The sequence below is a fragment of the Aminobacter sp. MSH1 genome (genome assembly GCF_003071665.1).
GTDB classification, from domain to species: Bacteria; Pseudomonadota; Alphaproteobacteria; order Rhizobiales; family Rhizobiaceae; genus Aminobacter; species Aminobacter niigataensis.
In genome coordinates this window covers 204,608-220,704 of record NZ_CP026266.1, presented here as the reverse complement: position 1 = coordinate 220,704, position 16,097 = coordinate 204,608, and the positions used below count along the sequence as shown (strand labels likewise).

Here is a 16,097-nt window from a genome sequence, read left to right as displayed (position 1 = left end):
CTGCCGACTTCCAGGAAGCGTCGCCTGACCAGGGCCTCGCCTCGATCCCTTCTTCCCCTGACCGCCCTGAAAGCCTGAACGCATGTCCGGCTTTGCCCTTACCATCGTCCTGATCGCGGCATTCCTGCACGCCAGCTGGAATGCCGTGGTCAAGGCGGCGACCGATCGCGCTGTCGTTCTCGCGGCCGTCTCGGCCACCCATGCCACGCTCGGCACGGTGTTGGTCTTGTCCGCGCCGTCACCATCGATGGAAAGCTGGATCTACATCTTCCTGTCGACGGTCATCCACTACGGCTACTACGTCTTCCTGTTCCAGTCCTACCGGCTCGGCGACTTGAGCCAAGTCTATCCCATCGCGCGCGGATTGGCTCCGGCCCTTGTCGCCTTCGGCGCCTATGTGATGATCGGCGAAACGCTACCGCCGCTGGGCTGGGCCGGGCTTGCCGCCGTCACCTTCGGGATCGCTTTCCTCGCCTTCCAGCGCGGTGCAGCGAATGCCGATCCGCGTGCCGTGGGCGCCGCGGCCATCAACGGCATGCTGATCGCGTCTTATTCGGTCATCGACGGCATCGGTGTGCGCCTGTCCGACAGTCCGTTCGGCTATATGGGCTGGCTGTTCCTGCTCGAATTCCCGGTCACGTTGTTCGTGCTTTTCCGCCGGCGCGGCGCCATCCGGATCATCGATCGCCGCACGATCGGGCTCGGGCTGATCGGCGGGCTCGGTGCGGTCACAGCCTATGGACTTGTCATCTACGCCAAGACCATTGCCCCCTTGGGAGCTGTCTCCGCCGTACGTGAATCGAGCGTCATCATCGCTGCGCTGATCGGCCTCTTCATCTTCGGCGAGAGGCCATGGCAGGCACGTATCGTCTCAGCTGTGATCGTCGCCTGCGGCGTCGTTGCTCTGGCTTTTTCCTGACTGTTTCATCTCCCGGCAACCGCCCGGTCATATGCCTGTTACACAGGCATGCAGATCATAAGCTGAGACTACAGTATCATAAAAAGAATAGATTTTACTTATTGACCCCTCGTTCCCAGTATCAGCCTTGGACGAGGCGCAATCGGGGCAATCGCGGCACGCGCATCCCGGCTCAAACCTCTCCCAATCAGAACGTGCCTAAGCGATTCAAATGGGAGCCAGATATCCATGAACCAGAAGAAAAACTTCGTACTTGCTGCTGTTGCCACCATGCTGATGTCCTCGGCTGCCTGGGCGGAGACCGAGCTTACCGTCTACACGGCGATCGAGGCTGAAGACCTCAAGCGTTACGCCGAGACGTTCAACCAGGACCACCCCGACATCAAGCTCAATTTCATCCGCGACTCGACCGGCGTCATCACCGCCAAGCTGCTGGCCGAGAAGGACAATCCGCAGGCCGACGTGGTCTGGGGTCTCGCCGCCACCTCGCTTCTGGTTCTCAAGTCCGAAGGCATGCTGGAAGCCTATGCGCCCAAAGGCGCCGACCAGCTGAAGCCCAATTTCGTCGACACAGACACCCCGCCAAGCTGGGTCGGCATGGATGCGTGGGCGGCATCGATCTGCTTCAACACCGTCGAGGGCGGCAAGCTCGGCCTGACCGCGCCGAAGAGCTGGAAGGACCTCACCAAGCCTGAATACAAGGGCCATGTCGTGATGCCGAACCCGGCTTCGTCGGGTACCGGCTATCTCGACGTATCGAGCTGGCTGCAGCTATTCGGCGAGAAGGATGGCTGGACCTATATGGACGGCCTGCACCAGAACGTCGCCGCCTACACCCATTCCGGCTCCAAGCCATGCAAGATGGCGGCCGCCGGCGAGACGGTGATCGGCATCTCCTTCGAATTCCGCGCCGCCAAGTCGAAAGCCGAAGGCGCACCTATCGACATCATCATCCCGGAGGAAGGTATCGGCTGGGACATGGAGGCGTCGGCCATCGTCGCAGGCACTGCCAAGGAGGAAGCCGCCAAGACGTTGCTCGACTGGTCGGTCTCGAAGAAGGCCAATGAGATGTACAATGTCGGCTATGCGGTCGTGGCCATGCCTGGCGTCGCCAAGCCGGTGCCGCACCTGCCCGCCGACATCGAAGGCAAGATGATCAAGAACGACTTCGAATGGGCAGCCAACAACCGCAACACCATCCTCGAGGAATGGACCAAGCGCTACGACTCGAAGTCCGAGCCGAAGAGCTGACATAGCCGCCTCGACAGACGGGCGCTGCCTAGCGCGGCGCCCGCGCCCTTGCCCCCAATCCGGATGGTTACGATGAGACACGAAACCCTCGCCGGGCAGCCGCGAATTCCGACTGAAGTGAGCGCCATGACCGCCGCCAGCCTGAACGTGAAGCCAGCCTATCTCAAGATCGCAAACGTCTGGAAAGCCTTCGGCGACTTCCATGCGCTGAAGGACATATCGCTCGACATCAGGGAGGGCGAGTTCGTCTGCTTCCTCGGCCCGTCGGGCTGCGGCAAGACCACGCTTCTGCGCGCGGTTGCCGGGCTCGACCTGCAGACGCGCGGCTCGATCCATCAAGGTGGCAAGGACGTTTCCGCGCTGCCGCCGTCGCAGCGCGACTACGGCATCGTCTTCCAGTCCTACGCGCTGTTTCCCAACCTGACGATCGCCAAGAACATCGCCTTTGGCCTCGAAAACACCAAGCGCCCGCGCGCCGAAATCGACAGCCGCGTCACCGAACTGCTCAAGCTCGTCGGCCTGGCCGACCAGGGCAACAAATACCCCGCGCAGCTTTCCGGCGGACAGCAGCAGCGCATTGCGCTCGCACGCGCCATTGCCATCTCGCCCGGCCTGCTGCTGCTCGACGAGCCGCTGTCGGCGCTTGATGCCAAGGTGCGCACCCATCTGCGCCACGAGATCAAGGAACTGCAGCGCAAGCTCGGCGTCACCACCATCATGGTTACCCACGACCAGGAAGAAGCCCTGTCGATGGCCGACCGCATCGTGGTGATGAACCATGGCGTCATCGAGCAGATCGGCACGCCGACAGAGATTTACCGCCACCCGGCGACGCTGTTCGTCGCCGACTTCATCGGCGAGGCCAACAAGTTCGAGGCGAAGGCGTCCAATGGTGCCGCCGTCGGCTTCGGCGCGGCAAGCTTCAGCTGCACGCAGCACGGCTTCGATGACGGCGCGCCCGTCATCGCCGCGATCCGTCCGGAGGACGTCATCCCCCATGCCATCAACTCGCTTGCCAATGGCGCTGCCACCAACGCCATCGACGTCACCATCAGCGAGATGGAATTTCTGGGCTCGTTCTGGCGGACCCGGCTGCACGGACACGCGCTCGGCAACGAAACGCTGATCGCAGACTTCTCCATCAATGCCGCCCGCCGCCTGTCTCTGACGGAAGGCGTGCAGCTTACCGTCGAGCTGCCGGCCGAGAGGCTGCTGATCTACCCCCGGGGCGCCTGACATGGCGATGACAATCGACACCGCCCTGCCAGCCGGCCGCGCGCTCAGGCTCAGGCTCGACCGTGACGAATTGATCAAGCGCGGTCTGATGGTCGTGATCGCGCTCTATCTCGTGGTCGCGCTGGCGGCCCCGCTCGCGATCATGCTGTCCAAGTCGTTCTCGACCTACAGCTTCGACCTCGCCAGGTTCGAGTTCCAAGTCTCCGACAAGGACGGCAACTGGAGTGAGCCGACCACGGCCGAGGCGCTGAACAAGGCACTCAATGCAGTGCCCCCGGCCAAGCTCGCCACCAATTCGGACGGCCGCCTCCAGGCGACCAGCTTCTTCCCGGACTTCAGCTTCCGCAGCCCGGTGAAATACAAGATCCGCGGCACGACTACCGACGCTGCATATCTCATCGGCCTCAAGCTGCAATCGGGCACGGAATGGCAGGAACTGACGTCCAATGATTTCCGCCGCGTGATGCTGCGGCCGTCGCGGGCGCTAGGCCTCGAGAACTACGTTGCCTATTTCTCGACTCCGACTTTGTTCCGCTCTATCGAGAACTCGGTCTTCATCGCCTTCATCAGCACCATCGTCACCGTCGGGCTCGCCTTCGGTTTCGCCTATGCACTCAACCGCAGCTGCATGCGCTTCAAGGATGCCTTCAAGCTGGTAGCAATGGTGCCGATCCTGGTACCGTCGTTACTGCCCGGCATTGCGCTGATCTACCTCTTCGGCAATCAAGGCCTGCTCAAGGATCTCTTGATGGGCGTGCCGATCTACGGGCCGCTCGGCATTGTCGTCGGTTCGGTTTTCTTTGCATTTCCGCACGCCATGCTCATCATATCGACAGCGCTGGCAATCTCCGACCAGCGCCACTACGAGGCGGCAGCTTCGCTCAGGGCCAGCAGCTGGCGCACATTCTGGACCGTCACCATCCCCGGTGCGCGCTACGGCCTGATCTCGGCGGCCTTTGTCGTGTTCACGCTTGTCATCACCGATTTCGGCCTGCCCAAGGTCATCGGCGGCCAGTACAACGTGCTTGCCGTCGACATCTACAAGCAGGTCATCGGCCAGCAGAATTTCGAGATGGGCGCTGTCGTCTCAGTCATCCTGCTCGTTCCGGCCATCGCCGCCTTCATCGTCGACCGCATGGTGACGAAGAAGCAGGTGGCGTTGCTGTCGGCCCGCTCGGTGCCCTACCAGCCCAATCCGAACCGCGGCTTCGACACGCTGTGCTTTGCCTGGTGCTCGCTTGTCGCCATCTTCATCCTCGGCATCATGGTGACCAGCCAGTTCGCAGCGTTGGTAAAGCTCTGGCCCTATGACCTCAGCCTCAGCCTCAAGCACTTCGCCTTCGACCGCATGGACGGCGGCGGCTGGGGCTCCTACTACAACTCGATCCGGCTGGCCGCGCTGACGGCGGTCATCGGCACGGTCATCATCTTTGTCGGCGCCTACATGGTCGAAAAGACCGACGGCTTCCGCAGCGGGCGCACGGCGTTCCAGTTCCTGGCCATGCTGCCCATGGCGGTGCCGGGCATGGTGCTGGGCCTCGCCTACATCTTCTTCTTCAATGACCCGGCCAACCCGCTGCACGCCATCTACGGAACCATGACCATCCTGGTGGTCTGCACCATCACCCACTTCTATACCGTGGGGCATCTGACGGCCCTGACGGCACTCAAGCAGATCGACCAGGAATTCGAGCCAGTGGCCGCGTCGCTCAAGCAGCCCTTCTACAAGCTGTTTGCCCGCGTCACCGTTCCGGTCTGCCTGCCGGCGATCCTCGACATCTCGATCTACATGTTCGTCAATGCCATGACGACCGTGTCGGCAGTGGTGTTCCTCTATTCGAAGGATACGACACTGGCGTCCGTCGCCGTGCTCAACATGGACGACGCAGGCGACGTGGCGCCGGCGGCCGCGATGGCGATGATGATCTTCTATACCAACGCGGCGGCTCGCCTGATCCACATGTTCCTGTCCAAGGCGCTGATCAAGCGCACCCAAGCGTGGCGGATGCGGTAGGAGCTACGGCTTGACCCGGTCGGGATGGGCCTTGGCGAAAGCGCCAAGTTGCTCGCACCGACCGGCGATCTCAAGCACGCGCGGCATCGACGACAGGTCGACACTCCAACGGCGAGCATTGTAGACCTGCGGCGCCAGGCAGAAGTCAGCCATGCCAGGTGTGTCGCCATGGCAAAACTTGCCGGTCGCTGGATGGTTGAGCAACGTCTCGAAGGCGGCCATGCCATCCCCGATGAACTTCTGCATCCAGGCATCGCGTGCAGCCTCACCATCAATCGCAACCCGCATCAGCTCGGCGACTACGCCGGTGTTGCAGACCGCGTGGATTTCCATGGCGATCGCATAAGACAGTTGCCGCACGCGCTGGCGCCCGACCGGGTCGGGGGGCAGGAAGCCGGCAGCCCGTGTCTCGTCGAGATATTCGATGATCGCCAGCGACTGGGTGAAGGCGTGGCCGTCTATATCCAGCACCGGCACCAGCCCTTGCGGGTTGCGCGCCAGATGGAGAGCCGATTTCTGGTCCTTCGCCAATAGATCGACGGACACCGAACGAAATTCCTCGCCCAGCATGTTGAGCGCGATACGAACACGATAGCTGGCCGATGAGCGCCAGTAGTCGAACAGCACGGTCTCGCTCATGACGGCTCAAGCCTTTTCGTATTTCTCGACAGTCTGCTCGATGGCACCGAAGATCGAGTGACCCGAACGGTCATGCATCTCGATGCGGACCTGGTCGCCGAACTTCAGGAACGGCGTCTTGGGCCCACCCGTCTCGATCGTCTCGATGGTCCTGATCTCTGCAATGCAGGAATAGCCCGCGCCGCCTCCGGTGACCGGCTTGCCCGGCCCGCCGTCGAGCTTGTTGGATACCGTGCCCGAGCCGATGATCGTGCCTGCTACCAGCGGTCGCGTCTTGGCCGCATGGGCGACGAGCTGGCCAAAATCGAAGGTCATGTCGACGCCGGCATTGGCCCGGCCGAACGGCTTGCCATTGATGCTGGCCAAAAGCGGCAGATGCAGCTTGCCGCCGTCCCAGGCATCGCCCAGCTCATCTGGCGAGACTGCGACAGGCGAAAACGTCGTCGAGGGCTTGGACTGGAAGAAGCCGAAACCCTTGGCCAGTTCGGCCGGGATCAGGCCGCGCAGCGACACGTCGTTGACCAGCATGACAAGCCGGATGGCATCGCGTGCCTCTTCAACCGAAGCGCCCATTGCCACGTCGTCGACGATGACGGCGACCTCGCCTTCGAGGTCGATGCCCCAGGCTTCGTCGGCCATGACGATCGGATCGCGCGGGCCGAGGAACGAATCCGAGCCGCCCTGATAGATCAGGGGATCGGTCCAGAAACTTGCCGGCATCTCGGCGCCCCGTGCCTTCCGCACCAGCTCGACATGGTTCACATAGGCAGACCCGTCGGCCCACTGATAGGCACGCGGCAAGGGCGAAGCTGCATCATGCTCGTGGAAGCGCATGGTCGGCTGGCTGCCTGTCTCGATGCCTTCGGCGACATTGGCGAGGCGCGGCCCGACATGAGCCCAGTCGTCGAGCGCTGCCTGCAGCGTGCGGGCGATGTGGCCGACCTCGGAACAGCGGGTCAGGTCTTTCGAGACGACGACAAGCCTGCCATCGCGAGTGGAGTCTTTCAGCGTCGCGAGTTTCATGGTGTTCCCGTCTTCACTTGATGCCTGGCGTGCCGTCGAACTTGCGCTCGAGACCATCCCAGCAATCGATGTAGTTGTCCTGCAATGTTTCCAGCTCGGCGGCGAATTTCGTCAGCTGCTGGGGAAAGCGCGTCTCGAACATGAAGGCCATGGTGTGGTCGAGCTTGACCGGCTTGAGTTCGCCGTTCGACGCCTTCTCGAAACCCATGGCGTCGGGCCCATGCGGCAGCATCATGTTGTGCAGGCTCATGCCGCCGGGCACGAAGCCCTCCTCCTTGGCGTCGTACTGGCCATAGATCAGCCCCATGAACTCGCTCATGATGTTGCGGTGATACCAGGGCGGGCGGAAGCTGTGCTCGGCGACCAGCCAGCGCGGCGGGAAGATGACGAAGTCGACATTGGCCGTGCCCGCCTCTTCGGTCGGCGCGGTCAGCACGGTGAAGATCGACGGGTCGGGATGGTCGAAGAGGATCGCGCCGACCGGCGAGAAGGTCCGCAGGTCATACTTGAACGGCGCGTAGTTTCCGTGCCAGGCGACGACGTCGAGCGGCGAGTGGCCAATCTCCGTGACATGGAACTTGCCGCACCATTTGACCAGCACGCGGCAAGGCGTTTCCTTGTCCTCATAGGCAGCCGTCGGCGTCTTGAAGTCGCGCGGGTTGGCGAGGCAGTTGGCGCCGATCGGGCCGCGGTCGGGCATCGTGAACTTGGCACCGTAATTCTCGCAAATGTAGCCGCGCCGCGGCTCACCGTCGCCGAGGCGCGAGACCTTGAACATCATGCCGCGCGGGATCAGGCAGATCTCCGACGGCTCGACGTCGATGATGCCCATTTCGGTAAAGATGCGGATCGCTCCGACCTCCGGCACGATCAGCAATTCGCCGTCGGCATTGAAGAAATAGTCGTCGACCATGTCGTCGTTGAAGGCATAGACATGCGCCGCCATGCCGACCTGGGTCATCGCATCGCCCGCCGTCGTCATGGTGCGTATGCCCTGGATGAAGTTGAGCTTGTCCTTGGGCTCAGGCAGCGGTCCCCAGCGAAGCTGGCCGAGCGCCAGCGAATGATCGTCGAGGCAAGGTGCGGTCTTCCAGTGCGGGTAGCTGGCGGCCGAGAACCGCTTGGTGTGGCGCACGCTCGGGCGGATGCGGTAGAGCCAGGAGCGCTCGTTGGTGCCGCGCGGCGCGGTAAACGGCGAGCCTGACAGCTGCTCGGCGTAAAGCCCGTAATTGCATTTCTGCGGGCTGTTCTGGCCCTGCGGCAAAGCGCCCGGCAGCGCCTCGGTCTCGAAGTCGTTGCCGAAGCCGGGCATGTATTTCAAGTCCGTGGCGGCCCCCGCCTGCTTGTCGGTTTTGTCCAGCATGGCTTGCACCTCCCGTCAGCACATGAGATCGTCGAATTGGTTGCAATTGTAACCGTTGATTTTGTAACTATCAAAGGCTGTTCGATGCCTCCGTCCTTCGATCTCGAGAGCTTCCTGCCCTATCGGCTGAACCGCGCCGCCGAGTTGATCAGCCTGAGCTTCGCACGCGAATACAAGCAGCGCTACCAGATGACCCGTCCGGAATGGCGTACGCTCGCCGCACTCGGCAGCGCCGGGCGGATGACGGCGACAGAGGTCGGGGCGCATTCCAACATGCACAAGACGAAGGTCAGCCGTGCCGTGCGCGAACTGGAACAGCGGCGCTGGCTGAAACGGACGGAAGACGATGCCGACCGCCGGGTGGAGCACCTGGAACTGACTGCCGCCGGCCTCAAGGCCTATCGCGAGATCGCCGACCTCGCGCGCACCTATCAGGCGAGCCTCGAACAGGTACTCGGCGCCGGCGCCATCGAGCGCATCGAAGCAGGACTGGGGGTGGGTTCTACCTTGAACTGCGACTTTGCAGCGATACCAATGGCTTATCGCACGCAAGGAACCGCAGATGAAACGGACCTACTCGCAGATTGATCTCGATGAGCGGCGCAAGATCGCCCGCTGGCGCCAGGCCGGGGTCAGTGTCGATGTGATCGCCGAGAAACTTGGCCGGCATCGTTCGACGATTTTCCGTGAGCTGCGCAGGAATGTCTTCGAGGACGCGGAGATGCCGGATCTGACCGGCTACTTCTGTGTCGCCGCCGACAGCAAGGCCAAAGAGCGCCGCAGCCGATATCGCAAGCTGATGCGGTTTCCGCGCCTGCGATCGGCGATCGTCGAGCGGATCAAGCATGGCTGGTCACCAGAGCAGATTGCTGGCCGACTGCAACTCGAGAGAAGCCCGACGCGGGTCTGTCACGAGACAATCTACCGCTTTGCCTATTCCAGCGACGGTCAGGAGATGAAGCTATGGCACTATCTGCCCGAGCGTCGGGCGCGTCGCCGGCCTCGCCATGCCCGGCGGCGTCATGGCCGACGTTTCAGCCCGGAACTCAGCATTCTGCACCGTCCTGACATCGTCCGAGAGCGAAAGCAGCTTGGCCACTGGGAATGCGACCTGCTCCAGTTCCGCAAGAAGTTCGGCAAGGCCAACGTCACCTCATTGGTCGAACGGGTCAGCCGCTTCACGGTGTTCCTGCGCAACAACGACCGGCAATCGAAGCCGATCATGGACGGGCTGATCGCTACCTTGAGCGCCCTTCCCCATACAGCACGCCGTTCGATCACCTTCGATCGTGGCACCGAGTTCACCGACTGGCCGTATCTGCAGGCCGGGCTCGGCGTGCAAACCTGGTTTTGTGATCCACAGTCGCCGTGGCAGAAAGGATCGGTCGAAAACACCAATCGCCGTGCCCGCAAATGGCTGCCGCGCGACCTCGATCCGCTGTCGGTCAACGACAGCGACCTGAAAGGCATTTGCGACCAGCTCAATACCACGCCGCGCAAATGCCTCGGCTTCAAGACACCGTCTGAAGTGTTCCGGCAAAAGATGATGACGGCACCGAAGCGATCAGGCTAACTTCCGGGTCGCTGCAAAGTCGCGCTTCGACGAGAACTCACAGGGCGTTGTTGGCGAAGACCTAACTGATTTACCCGATCGGCAGCCCGCCGAAGCTCTTCAATGTCGTGAGCACGATCGACGTCTTGACGTGCTGGACCGCGTCATGCGGCAACAGCACCTCGTTGACGAAGCGCGACAGGTCGGAAAGCCCGCGAACCACTACCTGCAAGTGGTAGTCCATCTCGCCGGTCAGCGAATAGGCCTCCAGCACTTCCGGCAGATCGTTGACCAGTTGCGCGAAGCGCCGCGCGTTGTCTCGATTATGGGTCGCCAGCGTCACAGCCACCACCACCAGCAAATCCAGCCCCAGCTTCTCGCGGTCCAGCATGGCCTGGTAGCCGCGGATGAAGCCGTCGGCCTCCAGCCGAGCACGGCGGCGTGAGCACTGCGACGCCGACAGCGCGATCTTTTCCGAAAGCTCGTTATTGGTCAGCCGGCCATCGCGCTGCAGTTCGCGCAGGATCTTGAGGTCGAACTGGTCGAGACCGTCAGCCATTGCATGATTCTCCCGCTTCATGCGCGTTTCGCGCATAGATCGGCCCATACGGCGTCAGAATGCAAGCACATTGCATCGAAATGGGAGCACAATATGCGTCAGTCAGTTTCCGAGGAGGAGTTTCCATGGGTCCGTTTCCGCACGACGCGCCGCCTGCCAAGATCAGCGCCGACAACCCTGCCGGCACCGACGGCTTCGAATTCGTCGAATTCGCCCATCCCGAGCCCGAGAAGCTGGAAGAGCTTTTCACCCGCATGGGCTATCAGCCGGTCGCCCGTCACAAGGCGAAAAAGATCACCGTCTGGCGCCAGGGCGACATCAACTACATCGTCAACGCCGAGCCCGGCAGCCACGCCATGCGCTTCGTCGACGAGCACGGCCCGTGTGCTGCCTCGATGGCTTGGCGCGTGGTCGATGCCAAGCACGCCTTCAACCACGCGGTGTCGAAGGGTGCCGTGCCCTACACCGACAACGACAAGGCGCTCGACGTACCGGCCATCGTCGGCATCGGCGGCTCGCTGCTCTATTTCGTCGACAAATATGGTGCCAAGGGCTCGGCCTATGCGGCGGAATTCGACTGGCTCGGCGAGGCCGATCCGAAGCCGGAGGGCGTTGGCTTCTACTTCCTCGACCACCTGACCCACAATGTCTATCGCGGCAACATGGACAAGTGGTGGGACTTCTACCGCGAGCTGTTCGGCTTCAAGCAAATCCACTTCTTCAACATCGACGGCCGCATCACCGGCCTCGTCAGCCGCGCCATCACCTCGCCCTGCGGCAAGATCCGCATCCCGCTGAACGAGTCCAAGGACGACACCAGCCAGATCGAGGAATATCTGAGGAAGTACAAGGGCGAAGGCATCCAGCACATCGCAGTGGGCAGCGACGACATCTATGCCGCCACCGACAGGATCGCCGACAAGGGCCTGAAGTTCATGCCCGGCCCGCCCGACACCTATTACGAGAAGTCGCGCAACCGCGTGCACGGTCATGACGAGCCGATCGAAAGCATGAAGAAGCACGGCATCCTGATCGACGGCGAAGGCGTGGTCGACGGCGGCACGACCAAGATCCTGCTGCAGATCTTCTCCAAGACCGTGATCGGGCCGATCTTCTTCGAGTTCATCCAGCGCAAGGGCGACGAGGGCTTCGGCGAAGGCAACTTCCGCGCGCTGTTTGAATCCATCGAGGAAGACCAGATCCGTCGCGGCGTGATCTCGCAGACCGCCGCCTGACAGGCAATTTCACGCAGGGCCTCTGTTGGGGCGGATTGCTCGCCGGGCAATCCGCCCCTTTTTCGTTTTTGATCGCCAGTTTGATCCAGCACAAGGAATGCCGCCGCCCGGCCTGCCACAGTTGCGCAGGGTGAGGGTCTCCTCACGTATCGGGAGGTTGCAGAAAATGAGTGGGATACCGCAAGCGTACGAACTTTGGCGCTCAGCCGTGCTCCTTTACAAGGATTGGCGCCAGCGCAGTGCCGCGCTGCAGGAGATCAGCCAGTTGGGCAATGACGGCGAGCGCATGCTCGCGGAGTGCGGGCTATCGCAGTCGGATTTCAGGCAGTCCATGCGTGTTGCCTTCGCTTCGAAGGTCCTCCTGCCCGAGGCTGTCAAATCCAGGGATATCGATGCAGAGGCCTTCGAGAACCGCTACCCGGTATGGAACCGCGACATGCGCCGGACCTGCATGATGTGCTCAGTACGACGCCTCTGCAGCGACCGGCTTTCCACGGGAGAGTTCGAAAGATCCTATCGGGATTTCTGCCCCAACGCCGGCAGCCTCGATGCACTGGCTGAGCGCCGCGATTGCCGGATAACGGGCCGATAAATCAGGCCTTTGGCGCCATGACGCTGAGCAGGCGGGCGCGGCGATAGGCATCGGGGATCGACAGCGCCCAGACGAACAGGCCGCCGGCATGACGGCCGATGAACGACGTCTCGGGAGTTGTGGTGGCGTAGGAAATCACCGCGAACAGGACGACGAAGAATGCGAAGGCGAGCCCTCGCTTGGGATCGCGCACCGCGACGTGGCCGGCCCCCGGCAGGACGATCGCCAGGGCGAGCACGAGATAGGGATTGATCGGCTTGGCCATCGATTTTCCTCAGGCTGCTTCACAGGCCGAAACTGCGTGTTCGTCTTCGGCAAGTACGGCGCTCAGCGCCTCGGCTTCGGCAAGGGCGACCCGCACCAGTTCGGCCGGGATCGATGTTAGCGGAAAGCGCGCCTGCCGCAGCACCTTATGTGCGCCAGGGTCGCCTTGCGCGGCTTGCCTTATGATACGGGTGCCACCCGGGGTGATGACGGCTTCCTTGACCGTTGGATCGGCAAACAGATTTTGGAAGAGTGCCGAGACCCGCTCGGCCTGCCAGGCCGTCGCGCGGCCGTCGCCGCGCATCAGCAGCGAAGCCTCCGTCTCGGGAGGCGTGATCCAGTCCGTCATGTCGTGGACGAGCGAATAATATTCGGCGCCGGTCGGACGAGCCAGCGCTCCGATGATCGGGCGCTGGATGGTACGATGTTCGCTGAGTGTGACCCTGAGCCAGAGCTGGGGAAGCCGGCGCGTGACCATCGTGTCGGCAATGAGTTCGATCTTGGCCTGCCTGCCGTCGTCGAGCCGGCCCACCACAACAGGAAAATGGTCGGGCCCGAAAGTGATGCGGGAACTGGCAAACAGCCTCGCCGCGTCGTCGAGCAGGCTCTTGCGCTCGGCCAGTGCCGCGCGATGGTCGCGAACAGCGCACACGCCCATCCAGCCGCAAGAAACCGCGGCGAAGACTGATAGGGCAATGGTGGTGAGCATTGGGGGGCCGCCTTGTTGCGAAAATGGCGGCGCGAGGTCCGCGCCGCCATTCCTTGGATGGTCAGTAACCGACCGGCTTCGGCCAGGGCATGGTGAACTGGTCGCCGCGGCGCACGAACTGGTAGCGCCGGAAATGGAACCAGAGCGATGCCACGATGTAGAAGCACATCATCGCGCTGAGCTGCGTGCCATAGCCGAGGAAGACGGCGAAATAGGCGGTCGAGCACAGGATCAGCAGGACGATCGTCGGCAGCGGATGGAACGGATGCACATAGCCGCGCTTGATCGTGTCGAGCGGCCACTTGTTGCGGAACATCACCATGTTGAAGGTCATGAAGGTGTATCCGAGCAGACCCGACAGGATCGAGAAGGTCACGACCTGGTCGAGCGGTGCGCCGAGCGCGAAGATGAGCGCGATCGGAACCAGGAAGACGATGGCGCGGTAAGGCGTCCGGTAGACCGGATGCACGGCACCGAACCAGCTCGGCAGGTAGCGGTCGCGGCCCATCGAGAACCAGGCGCGCGAGGCGTCGTTGATGCAGCCATTGGCCGACGCCAGCGTGGCGAAGGTGGTGCCGACGAACAGCAGGATCATCAGCCCGGTGCTGCCGGTGACGCGAGCGGCATCGAACAGCGGAGTGCCGGCCTGGCCGAGATATTCCCACGGCACCAGGCCCGAGCAAACATACCAGGTCATGGTCGCCGCGATCAGCAGCGTCATGATGCCGGCCATGGTGCCGTAGGGCAGCGAACGTGCCGGCGAGCGCACTTCCTCGGCCGCCTGGCAGGTACCCTCGATCCCGAGATAGTACCAGAGGCCGAAATGCAGCGCCGCGACGATGCCGACCCAGCCATAAGGCAGCGGATCGGTGGTGACCGCCGAGAAGTCGAGCGGCACGTTGGACGCGCCGAACTGCACGGAGATGAACAGCGTGATAATCGCCAGGAAGGCGATTGCGGTGATGACCAGGTTGAAGGTCAGGGTCGCCAGCACGCCGCGATAGTTAAGCCACGCCAGGAACATGATGGCGAGGATGATGAAGGGTTGCTGGTTGAGCCCGGAATGCCCTTGCATGCCCGCAACCGTGTCAAGCAGGAAGCCGACAGTGATCGCATTGGCAGCCTCGAGCATGGTGTAGGCCATGACCAGGAACAGACCGACGTTGAAGGCCATCAGTGGGCCGACGATGTGCTTGGCCTGGGCATACTGGCCGCCGGCCGCAGCGACCGTCGAGGTCACTTCGGAGTCGATCATGGCGACGCAGGTATAGAGCAGGCCGGCAACCCAGCAGGCGACGAGGCCGGCGATCATGCCGCCTTTGCCGACCGAGAAGTTCCAGCCCATATATTCGCCGACGAGCACGATGCCGACGCCGAGCGCCCAGATATGGGCCGGACCGAGCACGCGCAGCAGCTGAAGCCGTTCAGGCTCCGCCGCCGTTGAAGTTACATTTGCCATCGTCGTCCCCTCAGATCTCGTGGCGTTCTGCCGTTGCCTCGATCTCGCCTTCGCGAGAAGAGATCAGCAGTTCGTTGTCGTAGGTGGTGTCGATGCGGATGAGGTCGATGAGCATCAGCACGCCGAACATGGCTGAGAGTGCCCAGGCCACGTATTCCAGGATGTTCCAGGTATCCATTGTGGCCTCTCCCTATCGCTTCTTGCCGAAGCGTTCTTCGATGACTTCGCGATATTCCTTGTCGGACAGCCGCACGACCATGACGAAGTAGCCGATGACCAGCACGGCCATGACGATCAGCGCGACCCAGCTGAAGCTGTAGTCGAAACGAGCGGTGATGATGTCGTTGGCGGCTGCCGGATCGGTGATGCCGAGTGCTGCCCATTGCTGCTGCTCGGTGGCGTTCTGGCCAAGCGCTTCCCAGGTCGGGTTGGCGATCGGGTTCGGCACCTTGGCGGCACCGGCGAGGCCCAAGTAGAGCGGAATGTAGAGCGCGCCGATGGTGAGCACGAGCAAAGTCACGACGTCAAAAATCTGGCCCGCGAGGCCCTGCTTTGGAGGTTTGTAAGCCATTGTGCGTTTCCTCAGCCCCGGCGACGCCGCATCTCGTCGAGATGCTTGAGGTCAAGGCCATAGATGAAGTGTTTGTCTTCGACGTAGTGGCGCAGCATGGCGACGATGGCCGCCGTGTTGAACGTCAGCACCAGCGCGCAAGCGATCGAAAGGATCACGCGGATGGCGGGCAGCGAGATGTAGGACCAGACGCTGAACAGCGCGAACAACATGGTGCACCACAGCACCACAACAAAAATCACGAGGCCCGCTCGATCGCGCCTGTGCATCTTGTCGATGCGCTGCTCAAGCGTCGCATCTCCGCTTCGATGGGCTAATGTCGCTTCCATTCTCCTCCTCCTCCTGGCCGTTTTCGGCTTCATTGTGCGGGAAATTAATTTCCCCAGAGGAATGTCAGACAAACTTAAATTGCTGTCAAGCGAAGCCGCGCGCACATGCCGCACCACAACGTTGGGCCAAGGCAGAACAACGTTGAATAGATTGACTTTTACCGATCTGGCAGGATGTCGGAAATTTTGCGGGACAGGCCCGAAGCCCGGGGTGGAGGGCTCGCACACGGCGTTTTTAGCTGCCAAAGCGTCATTTTGACTTGTTAGCGACATCGGGAGTCGCGAACCGAGCGGCACCGGAACGGCGTTACTCATGATTTTCGGCAGGCAAAGAATGCCTGCCGAGTTGGTCCATTGACCAGGTGACTTCGCCGCCGCGGCG

Annotated in this window: 18 protein-coding genes; 8 read left to right on the top strand and 10 right to left on the bottom strand. The window is 62.2% G+C overall.

Features of this window, described 5'->3' with window-relative positions; genetic code table 11:
* Window positions 1-82 precede the first annotated feature (82 nt).
* The 4 genes from CO731_RS27345 to CO731_RS27330 all read left to right on the top strand — a co-directional run bounded on the left by CO731_RS27345 (window position 83) and on the right by CO731_RS27330 (window position 5,420).
* Window positions 83-919, top strand: coding sequence for a DMT family transporter (locus tag CO731_RS27345; RefSeq protein ID WP_108610247.1), 837 nt, complete (start codon window positions 83-85; stop codon window positions 917-919).
* A gap of 228 nt (window positions 920-1,147) precedes the next feature.
* Window positions 1,148-2,170 (top strand): putative 2-aminoethylphosphonate ABC transporter substrate-binding protein, encoded by a 1,023-nt coding sequence (locus CO731_RS27340; RefSeq protein ID WP_108610246.1) that lies wholly within the window; start codon window positions 1,148-1,150, stop codon window positions 2,168-2,170.
* Window positions 2,171-2,242: 72 nt separating this feature from the next.
* Window positions 2,243-3,406, top strand: a complete 1,164-nt coding sequence (locus tag CO731_RS27335; RefSeq protein WP_199914660.1) for a putative 2-aminoethylphosphonate ABC transporter ATP-binding protein — start codon at window positions 2,243-2,245, stop codon at window positions 3,404-3,406.
* A 1-nt stretch (window position 3,407) separates the two neighbouring features.
* Window positions 3,408-5,420 (top strand): putative 2-aminoethylphosphonate ABC transporter permease subunit, encoded by a 2,013-nt coding sequence (locus CO731_RS27330; RefSeq protein ID WP_108610244.1) that lies wholly within the window; start codon window positions 3,408-3,410, stop codon window positions 5,418-5,420.
* A gap of 3 nt (window positions 5,421-5,423) precedes the next feature.
* On the opposite strand, the gene maiA is transcribed toward CO731_RS27330, so the two are convergent.
* The 3 genes from maiA to hmgA are packed head-to-tail and all read right to left on the bottom strand — an operon-like array spanning window position 5,424 to window position 8,445.
* Window positions 5,424-6,059, bottom strand: a complete 636-nt coding sequence (gene maiA / locus CO731_RS27325; protein WP_108610243.1) for a maleylacetoacetate isomerase — start codon at window positions 6,057-6,059, stop codon at window positions 5,424-5,426.
* Window positions 6,060-6,065: 6 nt separating this feature from the next.
* Window positions 6,066-7,082: a fumarylacetoacetate hydrolase family protein gene (locus CO731_RS27320; protein ID WP_108610242.1), complete on the bottom strand. Its 1,017-nt coding sequence runs from the start codon at window positions 7,080-7,082 to the stop codon at window positions 6,066-6,068.
* A 13-nt stretch (window positions 7,083-7,095) separates the two neighbouring features.
* Window positions 7,096-8,445, bottom strand: coding sequence for a homogentisate 1,2-dioxygenase (hmgA, locus tag CO731_RS27315; RefSeq protein WP_108610241.1), 1,350 nt, complete (start codon window positions 8,443-8,445; stop codon window positions 7,096-7,098).
* 84 nt (window positions 8,446-8,529) lie between these two features.
* Between hmgA and CO731_RS27310 the strand changes: the two genes are divergently transcribed.
* Complete coding sequence (locus tag CO731_RS27310; RefSeq protein WP_108679495.1) at window positions 8,530-9,033, top strand: MarR family winged helix-turn-helix transcriptional regulator; 504 nt, start codon at window positions 8,530-8,532, stop codon at window positions 9,031-9,033.
* The gene (locus tag CO731_RS27305) at window positions 9,008-10,018 is read left to right on the top strand and encodes an IS30 family transposase (protein ID WP_108610291.1); all 1,011 of its coding nucleotides are present in this window, start codon (window positions 9,008-9,010) and stop codon (window positions 10,016-10,018) included. The genes CO731_RS27310 and CO731_RS27305 overlap by 26 nt, the downstream gene beginning before the upstream one ends.
* A 70-nt stretch (window positions 10,019-10,088) precedes the next feature.
* Here CO731_RS27305 and CO731_RS27300 read toward each other — a convergent pair whose 3' ends face one another.
* Window positions 10,089-10,556: an Lrp/AsnC family transcriptional regulator gene (locus CO731_RS27300; RefSeq protein WP_108610379.1), complete on the bottom strand. Its 468-nt coding sequence runs from the start codon at window positions 10,554-10,556 to the stop codon at window positions 10,089-10,091.
* Between the two features lie 125 nt (window positions 10,557-10,681).
* Here CO731_RS27300 and hppD point away from each other — a divergent pair, with 125 nt between their 5' ends.
* Together hppD and CO731_RS27290 are read left to right on the top strand one after the other, a co-directional pair.
* Window positions 10,682-11,791: a 4-hydroxyphenylpyruvate dioxygenase gene (gene hppD / locus CO731_RS27295; RefSeq protein WP_108610239.1), complete on the top strand. Its 1,110-nt coding sequence runs from the start codon at window positions 10,682-10,684 to the stop codon at window positions 11,789-11,791.
* Window positions 11,792-11,816: 25 nt separating this feature from the next.
* Window positions 11,817-12,383, top strand: a complete 567-nt coding sequence (locus CO731_RS27290; RefSeq protein ID WP_159091748.1) for a hypothetical protein — start codon at window positions 11,817-11,819, stop codon at window positions 12,381-12,383.
* Between the two features lies 1 nt (window position 12,384).
* Here CO731_RS27290 and CO731_RS27285 read toward each other — a convergent pair whose 3' ends face one another.
* From CO731_RS27285 to CO731_RS27260, 6 genes are all read right to left on the bottom strand, one after another.
* A complete protein-coding gene (locus tag CO731_RS27285; RefSeq protein WP_108610237.1) occupies window positions 12,385-12,648 on the bottom strand; it encodes a hypothetical protein in 264 nt (87 codons plus the stop codon).
* 9 nt (window positions 12,649-12,657) lie between these two features.
* Window positions 12,658-13,356, bottom strand: a complete 699-nt coding sequence (locus tag CO731_RS27280) for a hypothetical protein (protein WP_108610236.1) — start codon at window positions 13,354-13,356, stop codon at window positions 12,658-12,660.
* A 61-nt stretch (window positions 13,357-13,417) separates the two neighbouring features.
* On the bottom strand, window positions 13,418-14,815 hold the full coding sequence (locus CO731_RS27275; RefSeq protein ID WP_108610235.1) for an amino acid permease: 1,398 nt from the start codon (window positions 14,813-14,815) through the stop codon (window positions 13,418-13,420).
* Window positions 14,816-14,825: 10 nt separating this feature from the next.
* Complete coding sequence (locus tag CO731_RS27270) at window positions 14,826-14,993, bottom strand: hypothetical protein (protein ID WP_108610234.1); 168 nt, start codon at window positions 14,991-14,993, stop codon at window positions 14,826-14,828.
* A gap of 12 nt (window positions 14,994-15,005) precedes the next feature.
* Window positions 15,006-15,386: a hypothetical protein gene (locus CO731_RS27265; protein WP_108610233.1), complete on the bottom strand. Its 381-nt coding sequence runs from the start codon at window positions 15,384-15,386 to the stop codon at window positions 15,006-15,008.
* 11 nt (window positions 15,387-15,397) lie between these two features.
* Window positions 15,398-15,715 (bottom strand): hypothetical protein, encoded by a 318-nt coding sequence (locus CO731_RS27260; RefSeq protein WP_108610232.1) that lies wholly within the window; start codon window positions 15,713-15,715, stop codon window positions 15,398-15,400.
* Window positions 15,716-16,097: the final 382 nt, after the last annotated feature.

What these genes read in the sequence shown, in the direction of transcription:
- CO731_RS27345 (WP_108610247.1), top strand. Translation starts at nt 83, where the DNA reads ATGTCCGGCTTTGCCCTTACCATCGTCCTGATCGCGGCATTCCTGCAC.
- CO731_RS27340 (WP_108610246.1), top strand. Translation starts at nt 1,148, where the DNA reads ATGAACCAGAAGAAAAACTTCGTACTTGCTGCTGTTGCCACCATGCTG.
- CO731_RS27335 (WP_199914660.1), top strand. Translation starts at nt 2,243, where the DNA reads ATGAGACACGAAACCCTCGCCGGGCAGCCGCGAATTCCGACTGAAGTG.
- CO731_RS27330 (WP_108610244.1), top strand. Translation starts at nt 3,408, where the DNA reads ATGGCGATGACAATCGACACCGCCCTGCCAGCCGGCCGCGCGCTCAGG.
- maiA (WP_108610243.1), bottom strand. Translation starts at nt 6,059, where the DNA reads ATGAGCGAGACCGTGCTGTTCGACTACTGGCGCTCATCGGCCAGCTAT.
- CO731_RS27320 (WP_108610242.1), bottom strand. Translation starts at nt 7,082, where the DNA reads ATGAAACTCGCGACGCTGAAAGACTCCACTCGCGATGGCAGGCTTGTC.
- hmgA (WP_108610241.1), bottom strand. Translation starts at nt 8,445, where the DNA reads ATGCTGGACAAAACCGACAAGCAGGCGGGGGCCGCCACGGACTTGAAA.
- CO731_RS27310 (WP_108679495.1), top strand. Translation starts at nt 8,530, where the DNA reads ATGCCTCCGTCCTTCGATCTCGAGAGCTTCCTGCCCTATCGGCTGAAC.
- CO731_RS27305 (WP_108610291.1), top strand. Translation starts at nt 9,008, where the DNA reads ATGAAACGGACCTACTCGCAGATTGATCTCGATGAGCGGCGCAAGATC.
- CO731_RS27300 (WP_108610379.1), bottom strand. Translation starts at nt 10,556, where the DNA reads ATGGCTGACGGTCTCGACCAGTTCGACCTCAAGATCCTGCGCGAACTG.
- hppD (WP_108610239.1), top strand. Translation starts at nt 10,682, where the DNA reads ATGGGTCCGTTTCCGCACGACGCGCCGCCTGCCAAGATCAGCGCCGAC.
- CO731_RS27285 (WP_108610237.1), bottom strand. Translation starts at nt 12,648, where the DNA reads ATGGCCAAGCCGATCAATCCCTATCTCGTGCTCGCCCTGGCGATCGTC.
- CO731_RS27280 (WP_108610236.1), bottom strand. Translation starts at nt 13,356, where the DNA reads ATGCTCACCACCATTGCCCTATCAGTCTTCGCCGCGGTTTCTTGCGGC.
- CO731_RS27275 (WP_108610235.1), bottom strand. Translation starts at nt 14,815, where the DNA reads ATGGCAAATGTAACTTCAACGGCGGCGGAGCCTGAACGGCTTCAGCTG.
- CO731_RS27270 (WP_108610234.1), bottom strand. Translation starts at nt 14,993, where the DNA reads ATGGATACCTGGAACATCCTGGAATACGTGGCCTGGGCACTCTCAGCC.
- CO731_RS27265 (WP_108610233.1), bottom strand. Translation starts at nt 15,386, where the DNA reads ATGGCTTACAAACCTCCAAAGCAGGGCCTCGCGGGCCAGATTTTTGAC.
- CO731_RS27260 (WP_108610232.1), bottom strand. Translation starts at nt 15,715, where the DNA reads ATGGAAGCGACATTAGCCCATCGAAGCGGAGATGCGACGCTTGAGCAG.